Source organism: Kluyvera sp. (genome assembly GCF_965301105.1).
This window is the reverse complement of sequence record NZ_CBDKZX010000028.1, coordinates 36,401-45,629: the sequence shown is the minus strand read 5'-3', so window position 1 is coordinate 45,629 and position 9,229 is coordinate 36,401. Positions and strand designations below refer to the sequence as shown.

Annotated in this window: 7 protein-coding genes; 4 read left to right on the top strand and 3 right to left on the bottom strand. The window is 56.2% G+C overall.

All coding sequences use genetic code 11. From position 1 onward, the window contains the following. Positions 1 to 129: 129 nt before the first annotated feature. Together rpmF and yceD are read right to left on the bottom strand one after the other, a co-directional pair. Positions 130 to 303 (bottom strand): 50S ribosomal protein L32, encoded by a 174-nt coding sequence (rpmF, locus tag ACW14G_RS11965; RefSeq protein WP_064549135.1) that lies wholly within the window; start codon positions 301 to 303, stop codon positions 130 to 132. A gap of 16 nt (positions 304 to 319) precedes the next feature. Continuing rightward, entirely contained in the window at positions 320 to 841 is a 522-nt protein-coding gene (yceD, locus tag ACW14G_RS11960) for a 23S rRNA accumulation protein YceD (RefSeq protein ID WP_455648603.1), read from the bottom strand. Between the two features lie 142 nt (positions 842 to 983). On the opposite strand from yceD, the gene ACW14G_RS11955 reads away from it, so the two are divergent. The 3 genes from ACW14G_RS11955 (at position 984) to ACW14G_RS11945 (ending at position 4,213) form a co-directional block, all read left to right on the top strand. Continuing rightward, positions 984 to 1,568 carry a Maf family protein gene (locus ACW14G_RS11955; protein ID WP_163448101.1) on the top strand — a complete coding sequence of 195 codons (585 nt, stop codon included), beginning with the start codon at positions 984 to 986 and terminating at the stop codon, positions 1,566 to 1,568. A gap of 190 nt (positions 1,569 to 1,758) precedes the next feature. Next, positions 1,759 to 2,874, top strand: coding sequence for a dienelactone hydrolase family protein (locus ACW14G_RS11950; RefSeq protein ID WP_223882177.1), 1,116 nt, complete (start codon positions 1,759 to 1,761; stop codon positions 2,872 to 2,874). A gap of 106 nt (positions 2,875 to 2,980) precedes the next feature. Further along, the gene (locus ACW14G_RS11945; RefSeq protein ID WP_223802346.1) at positions 2,981 to 4,213 is read left to right on the top strand and encodes an MFS transporter; all 1,233 of its coding nucleotides are present in this window, start codon (positions 2,981 to 2,983) and stop codon (positions 4,211 to 4,213) included. Positions 4,214 to 4,241: 28 nt separating this feature from the next. Here the strand turns inward: ACW14G_RS11945 and rluC are convergent, their stop codons facing one another. Then, positions 4,242 to 5,195 carry a 23S rRNA pseudouridine(955/2504/2580) synthase RluC gene (gene rluC / locus ACW14G_RS11940; RefSeq protein WP_167576194.1) on the bottom strand — a complete coding sequence of 318 codons (954 nt, stop codon included), beginning with the start codon at positions 5,193 to 5,195 and terminating at the stop codon, positions 4,242 to 4,244. Between the two features lie 781 nt (positions 5,196 to 5,976). On the opposite strand from rluC, the gene rne reads away from it, so the two are divergent. Beyond that, positions 5,977 to 9,204: a ribonuclease E gene (gene rne, locus ACW14G_RS11935; RefSeq protein ID WP_249022005.1), complete on the top strand. Its 3,228-nt coding sequence runs from the start codon at positions 5,977 to 5,979 to the stop codon at positions 9,202 to 9,204. The last annotated feature ends 25 nt before the right edge of the window (positions 9,205 to 9,229 follow it).

Sequence of the window (9,229 nt, the reverse complement as noted above, 5' to 3'; positions counted from 1 at the left end):
GGCCAAAATCGCCCCCCATGACATCTAACGCCAGGGTTAGACGTGTCAAGGTATCTTCGCCGCCTGGTTCGGTGTTTCCCCGCGTGAACGGGGAAATTCCTCACTAAGCATAATCACGCTTGCGCGTGATTACTTAGCGATTACCTTACGGCCACGGTAGTAACCGTCGGCAGTGATGTGGTGACGCAGGTGTTGTTCACCAGAAGTTTTGTCTACAGACAGGCTGGTGACTGCGGTCAGAGCGTCATGAGAACGACGCATGCCACGTTTGGAACGGGTTGGTTTATTCTGTTGTACGGCCATGGACCTTACTCCTCAATTACTTACGCTTTAAGCTGGCTAATACGGCAAATGGGTTTGGTTTTTGCGCCTCATCAGGCAATTCGCCAAAGACCATGTCCGCCTCGGACACTTCACAGTGTTCAGAATCATGCACCGGAACTACCGGCAAGGAGAGGATAATCTCATCTTCAACCATTGCAAGCAGATCGATTTCACCGAATTCGTTAACCTCAATCGGCTCATACGCTTCCGGGAGTGCCTCAACCTGATCGTCATTCTTGACCGGGCTGAAACAATACTTTGTGTAAACATGATGAGTAAACGGTTTCCCGCAACGCTGACATTCCAACGATACCGTGACCTTCGCATCACCGGTAATGACCGCGAGGCGTTGGTTATCGATAGCGAAGGACATTTCGCATTCCACATCACTGTCTACACTGACTACGGACGCGGCGACGCGCTCCGCCTGATCGGGGGTATAGATACCCTGGTAATCAAGGCGTTTTTGAGCCGTACGAACCGGATCGAGAGTCAGGGGTAATTTTACCTTTTGCATAGGGCGCGCATATTAACTTTGTAACGTCATAGAGTCAAAGAAAAAGGCAGCCTCAGGTTGCCTTTTGCCAATAATTCGCACACATTGCGGCCTATAGTTTAAAATGTCGGAATCTAATTCGCTACAGTCTATTTGAAAAATTATGCCTGATTTGATTCTTGCCTCCACCTCCCCCTATCGCAAACAGCTGCTTGAGAAGCTCGGTATCGCCTTCGAATGTGCCGCACCGGAGGTTGATGAACTGCCGCTGCCTGGCGAAACCCCGCGCAGCCTGGTGCTACGGCTGGCGCAGTTAAAAGCGCAGGCGCTGGCGGAACGCTTTCCGAACCATCTCATTATTGGTTCCGATCAGGTCTGTATGCTGGAAGGCGAAATTACCGGCAAACCTCATACCGAGGAAAATGCGCGCTTACAATTAAAAAAGGCCAGCGGTAATGTGGTGACTTTTTATACTGGGTTGGCGCTGTATAATTCAGCAAATGGTCATCTCCAGACGGAATGTGAACCGTTCGATGTGCATTTTCGCCATCTGAGTGAACAAGAAATCCTCACCTATATTCGCAAAGAAAATCCGCTTAACTGCGCCGGCAGTTTTAAAAGTGAAGGACTGGGCATTGCCCTCTTTGACCGTCTTGAAGGGCGCGACCCGAATACCCTGGTCGGTTTACCGCTAATAGCCTTGTGCAAAATGTTACGGCGGGAAAATCATAATCCGCTGTTAGATTAGCGTCACATCTGGCGTCGCGACGCTCTGTCGGATTACGCGACGCCGGCCTTTCCCCCTATTGTTGCTTATTCCTTCTGCGATCACAGTTTATTTTCCCGGCACCGTTACAATCCCCACTCCATATTGAAACATTGTTTTGATTTAAGGAGTGAGGATGCGTGGCAACCGTAAGATATTATTTATTCTGGCAATGCTAACCGCAATTCAGGCCACTGCCGCTGATGACTGGCAGAAGCAAGGGGTGGTTGAAGGCAACCTTCCTGCCAGTTGGCAACAGATGAAAACCCAGATGCAATATCCGGACTCATGGCTTTCCGGGCACTATTCTGATTTTAAGAGCTGGCAGCAGCACGCGCGCCAGGAATTCCGCCAGGCGTTGCTGACGCCGGACGCCACCAAACCGTTCGATGAGCAGATTATCGCCAGCGAAGACCGTGGCAGCTACACCGCTGAAAAACTCGCGCTCAACATTACCGACGATAACCGCATCTCCGCCCTGATGCTCACGCCAAAAACGCCCGGTCCACACCCGGCTATCGTCCTGCTTCATGACCATGGTTCAAAGTTTGATATCGGTAAGGAGAAGCTAATTCGTCCGTGGGGCAATCCGGAGCAGCTCGCCAGCGCCCAGGCGTGGGCCGATAAGTTCTTTACCGGACGTTTTATCGGTGACGAGCTGGCGAAGCGCGGCTACGTGGTTATCGCCATCGACAGCCCCGGCTGGGGCGATCGTGGTCCAATGGTTTACGAACAGCAGCAGGCGCTGGCCAGCAACTATTTCAATCTCGGGCGCTCACTGGCCGGTGAAGTCGCCTATGAGGATATGCGTACCGTCGACTTTGTCGCCTCATTGAAAGGCGTTGATAGCAAACGCATTGGCGTGCTGGGCTTCTCAATGGGCGGTTTCCGCGCCTGGCAGTTAGCGGCGCTTTCCGAGAAGGTGGCCGCCACGGCGGTGATTTCCTGGTTTGGCACCTATGACGGCCTGATGACGCCGGGGAACAACGTGCTGCGCGGGCAGTCGGCCTTTTATATGCTGCATCCGGGAATGCCCGCGAAAATGGATATCCCCGATATTGCCAGCATTGCCGCACCAAAACCGATGCTGATTTTCAGCGGCGGACAGGACAAGCTGTTCCCGGCGAAAGCGGTAAGCGACGCCTTTGCCAAAGTCCACAAAGTGTGGGCCTCGCAAAAAGCCGACGATATGCTGGTGACGAAGAGCTGGCCAGAGCTTGGGCACGTCTTTTACCAGCAACAGCAGGAGGAAGTCTTCCCCTGGCTGGATAAATGGTTAAAACCTTAACCTTTTTCCCTCAGCTCACCGCGTCGGCGGGCTGAGGGGACGTAGCTTTTTAACGTCGCCCTCAGTACTCTCTCGTCATTGATAACAATGACAACAGGAGCGCACCGTGCGCACCCCATCGCAATCCGCTTCTTCTCTATGGCTGCCGATAACGCTCGCCAGCGTGATCCTGATGATCACCATGGGCATCCGCCAGACCGTGGGTCTGTTCGTTCACCCGATCGTCATGCAAACCTCGATGAGTATTGCCGAAATCAGCATGGCTCTGGCTATCGGCCAGCTAATGTGGGGCGCTTTCCAGCCGCTGTTTGGCGCATGGGCGGATAAACGCGGCGCATTCAGCGTGCTGGTACTCGGGGCCGTGATGATTGCGCTGGGGCAGTTGGGCACGCTGTGGGCCGCCTCGTTCCTGCCGTTAACGCTAGCCCAGGGGCTTCTCAGCCCGGCAGGCGCAGCGGCGGGCAGCTTTTCCGTCCTGATTGGCGTCGTGGCCAGCCGGCTGCCCACGGATAAAGGCTCAATGGCCAGCGGACTGATTAACGCCGGCGGCTCCGTTGGCCAGTTTATCTTCGCGCCGCTGGTACAATTGATTATTGGCCTGCGTGGGATGGCCTCCGGGCTGGTCTTTCTGGCAATGGCCGCGCTGGCCACCATTTTCCCGTCATGGCTGTTGTGCCGCGGCGCAAAGCGTCAGGCGGCAGCGCCCACCGTCCATGTTGCCGCCGATGCGGGATTAAAGCAGCAGATCGCCCTCGCCTTTCGCAATCCCAGCTACTTGCTGCTGCACGCAGGCTTTCTAACCTGCGGTTTTCACGTGGCGTTTCTGACAACCCACCTGCCTACAGAAGCGGCCCTGTGCGGCCACGACGCCACGGTGCCCGCCATCAGCCTGTCGTTGATTGGACTGTGCAATATTGTCGGCAGCATCGTGGCTGGGTTTCTCGGCAAGCGCTATCGGATGAAGTACATTCTGGCGGTACTTTACGCCTCGCGCGCGGTGATGATCGCCCTCTTCCTGCTGTCGTCAAAATCCGAGACGGCTTTTTATCTCTTTGCTTGCGCCATCGGTTTTACCTGGCTGGCCACCGTACCGCCCACCGCGGGTATCATCGGCAAGCTGTTTGGCACGCGCTACCTGGCCACGCTGTTTGGCTTTACGCTGTTTAGCCATCAGATCGGCGCCTTCTTCGGTGCGTGGCTGGGTGGCGTAGCGATGCAATATGAAGGCAGCCTGACGTGGGTGTGGTATGCAGATATCGCGCTGGCGCTGCTGGCGGCACTGGTGAATCTGCCGATTAAAGAGAAAAGCGTTGCCGTTCGCCTTCGCGAAGCGGCATAAAAAAACGGGCCGCATGGCCCGTTTTTGCTTACTTCTGGTTGCGTAGCACCTGGAGACAGCGCTTGAGCTGGTCATCCATCGGCGCTTCCACGCGCATCACTTCGCCGGTCCCCGGGTGGGTAAACTTCAGCGCCGCCGCGTGCAAAAACAGACGATTCAGCCCGGTACCCGCCAGTTGCTTATCAAACTCGCGGTCGCCGTAGCGATCGTCAAAAGCGATCGGGTGCCCCGCATGCTGGGTATGCACGCGGATCTGGTGCGTACGTCCGGTCACCGGGCTACAGCGGACCAGCGTGGCGAACGCGTAACGTTCTTCTATTTTAAAGCGGGTTTCCGATGGCTTGCCTTCCTGGCTGACGCGTACGATACGCTCACCGCTCTGCAAAATATTTTTCAGCAGCGGGGCCTGTACAGCCTTCACGTGGGACTGCCACTGCCCGCGCACCAGCGCCAGGTAGTCTTTCTGCATCCCCTTCTCGCGCAACTGCTCATGCAGCGAACGCAGCGCCGAACGCTTCTTCGCCACCAGCAGCACGCCGGAGGTATCGCGGTCAAGACGGTGGACCAGCTCCAGGAAGCGTGCTTCCGGGCGCAGAGCGCGCAGCCCTTCAATCACGCCGAAACTTAAGCCGCTACCGCCATGTACCGCCGTGCCGGAGGGCTTGTTCAGCACGAGGATGTGATCGTCTTCGTACAGGATCACGTCGCTCAGCGCAGCCACTTTTTGCAGATGCGGCGAAACCGCGTCCTCTTCACGCTCGGCGACGCGCACCGGCGGGATTCGCACCTCATCGCCGGCTTCCAGCTTGTATTCAGGCTTAATGCGCTTTTTATTTACCCGCACCTCGCCCTTACGCAAGATGCGATAAATCATACTCTTCGGTACCCCTTTTAGCTGGGTACGCAAAAAGTTGTCGATTCGTTGCCCGGCTTCGTCAGCGCTGATGGCAACCATTTTTACAGTCGGAGTCTCAGTTTTCATGGTGCGCGATTCTAAATATCCAGGCTCATTAGCGCCACTCATTTTTCTATGCTTATATTTATCATACCCCGTTTACCGCTGTTGCTTTTCCCAGCGAGCTGTTTGTTATTAGAACAATCTCAACGGACTGGTGAAGAAACTGTGAGTAACCGGGTGATAAAAGGTGAAAGTCAACTTGCTATAACCGGGTTACCAAGGAATAATGAAACTGTTTTCCGTGGTGAACCTGGAATAACAAGGATATATACACCAAATCATTCAAGCGGCATCAAGGCGGCAAGCGAGTGAGCCCGCAGGAACGTACCCGAGTACGTGACTAAGGTGAGCGTGTTCAGCCAACGCCGAGGCAGCCTGAAAGATGAAGTGTATGACGGAATGACCAGTTTTGTCTGTTCGATCATCCACGCAGCAATGGCGTAAGACGTATTGATCCCTCAGACAGTTAGCGGGCTGCGAGTTGCAGTCCTTACCGGTACATATACTGTACGAATTTTAGATGGCAGAAAAATAACGCAACGGGAAACATCCGTGCCAATCTCTACCTTCTGAAAGATGACGAGTATAAATGGAATCTTCTCTGGAGAGTTATCCCAGGCTGTTCCCCTAATAATTGCGCTGTGTTTCCGTTTGAAACACAGGCTACCGACACTCTGCGCCTCTTAAGCGAGCGACAACCGTGAGGTTGGCGACGTGAATAGTCACGAGGCCATCGGTTTACCCCGGAAAGGCAACACTCTGCTCGCAGCTTAGTCGTCAATGTAAGAATAATGAGTAAGTTACGATGAAAAGAATGTTAATCAACGCAACTCAGCAGGAAGAGTTGCGTGTCGCTCTCGTTGATGGGCAGCGTCTGTACGATCTGGATATTGAAAGCCCAGGACACGAACAGAAAAAAGCGAACATCTACAAAGGCAAAATTACCCGTATTGAACCGAGTCTCGAAGCCGCATTTGTTGATTACGGCGCCGAGCGTCATGGTTTCCTCCCCCTCAAAGAAATCGCTCGCGAATATTTCCCAGCCAACTACAGTTCTCACGGTCGTCCGAACATCAAAGATGTGCTGCGTGAAGGCCAGGAAGTCATCGTCCAGATTGATAAAGAAGAACGCGGCAATAAAGGCGCTGCGCTGACGACCTTTATCAGCCTCGCGGGTAGCTACCTGGTGCTGATGCCGAACAACCCGCGCGCGGGCGGTATCTCTCGCCGTATCGAAGGCGACGATCGCACCGAACTGAAAGAAGCGCTGGCTAGCCTCGAGCTGCCGGACGGCATGGGCTTAATCGTGCGTACCGCGGGCGTCGGCAAATCAGCCGAAGCGCTGCAGTGGGACTTAAGCTTCCGTCTGAAGCACTGGGAAGCTATTCAGAAAGCCGCTGAAAGCCGTCCTGCTCCGTTCCTGATTCACCAGGAAAGCAACGTGATCGTGCGTGCCTTCCGCGACTATCTGCGCCAGGATATCGGCGAAATCCTGATCGACAACCCGAAAGTGATGGAAATGGCGCGTCAGCACATTTCTGCACTGGGCCGTCCGGATTTCAGCAGCAAAATCAAACTGTACACCGGTGAAATCCCGCTGTTCAGCCACTACCAGATTGAATCGCAGATCGAGTCCGCCTTCCAGCGTGAAGTGCGTCTGCCTTCCGGCGGTTCTATCGTTATCGATAGCACCGAAGCGCTGACCGCTATCGACATCAACTCCGCGCGTGCAACCCGCGGCGGCGATATCGAAGAAACCGCGTTCAACACCAACCTCGAAGCGGCTGATGAAATTGCTCGCCAGCTGCGTCTGCGCGACCTTGGTGGCCTGATCGTTATCGACTTTATCGATATGACCCCGGTTCGCCACCAGCGCGCGGTAGAAAATCGTCTGCGCGAGGCCGTCCGTCAGGACCGTGCGCGTATCCAGATTAGCCACATTTCCCGCTTTGGCCTGCTGGAGATGTCTCGCCAACGTCTGAGCCCGTCGCTGGGCGAATCCAGCCACCACGTCTGCCCGCGCTGCTCCGGCACCGGCACCGTGCGTGATAACGAATCGCTGTCGCTCTCTATTCTGCGTCTGATTGAAGAAGAAGCGCTGAAAGAGAACACCAAAGAAGTCCACGCCATTGTTCCGGTGCCCATTGCCTCTTACCTGCTGAACGAAAAACGTGCTGCGGTAAGCGCCATTGAATCCCGCCAGGGCGGCGTGCGTTGCATCATCGTCCCGAACGACGAGATGGAAACCCCGCACTACTCCGTGCTGCGCGTGCGTAAAGGCGAAGAAACCACCACGCTGAGCTACCTGCTGCCGAAGCTGCACGAAGAAGCCATGGCGCTGCCGGTTGAAGAAGAGTTTGTTGAGCGTAAGCTGCCTGAGCAGCCGGCGCTGGCGACCTTCGTGATGCCGGAAGTGCCTGAGCCTACCGCAGAGAAAGCCGCGCCAGCTGCCGCTCAGCCGAAAGCCGCTGCAGTTGCCGCACCGGCGGCTCCAGGCCTGCTCTCTCGTTTCTTTGCTGCGCTGAAAAGCCTGTTTGCCGGTAGCCCGGAGAAAGCGGTTGAAGCACAGCCGGAGAAACAAGAAGCAAAACCTGAGCGTCAGCAGGAACGCCGCAAGCCGCGTCAGAATAACCGTCGCGACCGTAACGAGCGTAGCGATCGTCGTAATGACCGCAACGAGCGCAATGACCGTAACGAAAACGCCGAAGGCCGCGAACCGCGTGAAAGCCGTGAAGGTCGCGACGATAACCGTCGTAACCGTCGCGAGAAACCGCAGCAGTCTGAAGCACGCGAAAACCGCCAGCAGAACGTCGTGGATGACGCGGAGAAATCCCGCTCACGTGACGAACAGCAGCAGCCACGCCGTGAACGTAACCGCCGCCGTAGCGACGATAAACGTCAGCAGCCGCAGGAAGCGAAACCGCAGGCTCGTGAAGAACAGGCCGTTGCCGCACCGGAAGCCGCACAGGAAGAACGCGTACAGACTATGCCGCGCCGCAAACCGCGCCAGCTGGCACAGAAAGTCCGCATCGAAACCCCTGAGCAGACTGCCGCTCGTGAACTGATTGCGGATGAACCGCAGCAGCAGGAAGCGCCGCGTACCGCGTTGGCGAAAGTCGATCTGCCGGCAGTCGTTGATGCGCCAGTACAGGGCGAGCAGGATGAAAATACGGAAGGTCGTGATAACAACGGCATGCCGCGTCGTTCCCGCCGTTCTCCGCGTCATCTGCGCGTGAGCGGTCAGCGTCGTCGTCGTTACCGTGACGAGCGTTACCCGACCCAGTCACCGATGCCGCTGACCGTCGCCTGTGCGTCGCCAGAACTGGCTTCCGGTAAAGTATGGATTACCTATCCGATCGCTCAGGTTCAGACCGAAGCGGAAGCACCGGTAGAGCAGGACGTAACAGAACAGCCAATCGTAGCGCAAGCTGCTGAACAGGCGGTCGTTGCCGAGCCAGCAGTTGTTGAAACCGTCGTTGAAGCGCCTGAAGTTGCCGCCCCGGCAGCCGTAGCCGAACCGGTTACCATGGCGCAGGAAACGGCGCCAGCGCAGGAAGAAGCTCCAGCGTCAGCAGTGGAAGAAGCGCCTGCCGCAGTGGTTGAAGAAACCGTTGCGCAAGAGGTGGTTGTCGATGAAGCACCGGTTGTCGCTGAAGAAGTGAAAGCCGAGGCCGAAACACCGGTTGTTGAAACCGCGCCAGTGGTTGAGGCCGCGCCGATGATTGACAGTGCGCCTGTGGCAGAAGAACCGGTTGTTGAAGAGGCTCCGGTCGAGGAAACGCCAGAGGTTGCCGCGCCAGTCGTTGCTGAACCGGTTGTGACCGCACCGGCACCGGCTGCGAAATCTTCCGATGCCAACCGTGCCTCAGCGCCGATGACCCGAGCGCCGGCACCGGCATACGTGCCAGAAGCACCGCGCCACAGCGACTGGGTTCGTCCGTCCTTTAACTTCGACGGTAAAGGTTCCGCTGGCGGCCATAGTGCGACGCACACGGCTACCGCTGAACCTACCCGCCCGCAGTCGGTTGAATAAACCGCCAGCGTGAAGTAAAAAATCG

Bases quoted from the DNA above. Each gene is read 5' to 3' on its own strand.
- rpmF (WP_064549135.1), bottom strand. From the start codon at position 303: ATGGCCGTACAACAGAATAAACCAACCCGTTCCAAACGTGGCATGCGT.
- yceD (WP_455648603.1), bottom strand. From the start codon at position 841: ATGCAAAAGGTAAAATTACCCCTGACTCTCGATCCGGTTCGTACGGCT.
- ACW14G_RS11955 (WP_163448101.1), top strand. From the start codon at position 984: ATGCCTGATTTGATTCTTGCCTCCACCTCCCCCTATCGCAAACAGCTG.
- ACW14G_RS11950 (WP_223882177.1), top strand. From the start codon at position 1,759: ATGCTAACCGCAATTCAGGCCACTGCCGCTGATGACTGGCAGAAGCAA.
- rluC (WP_167576194.1), bottom strand. From the start codon at position 5,195: ATGAAAACTGAGACTCCGACTGTAAAAATGGTTGCCATCAGCGCTGAC.
- rne (WP_249022005.1), top strand. From the start codon at position 5,977: ATGAAAAGAATGTTAATCAACGCAACTCAGCAGGAAGAGTTGCGTGTC.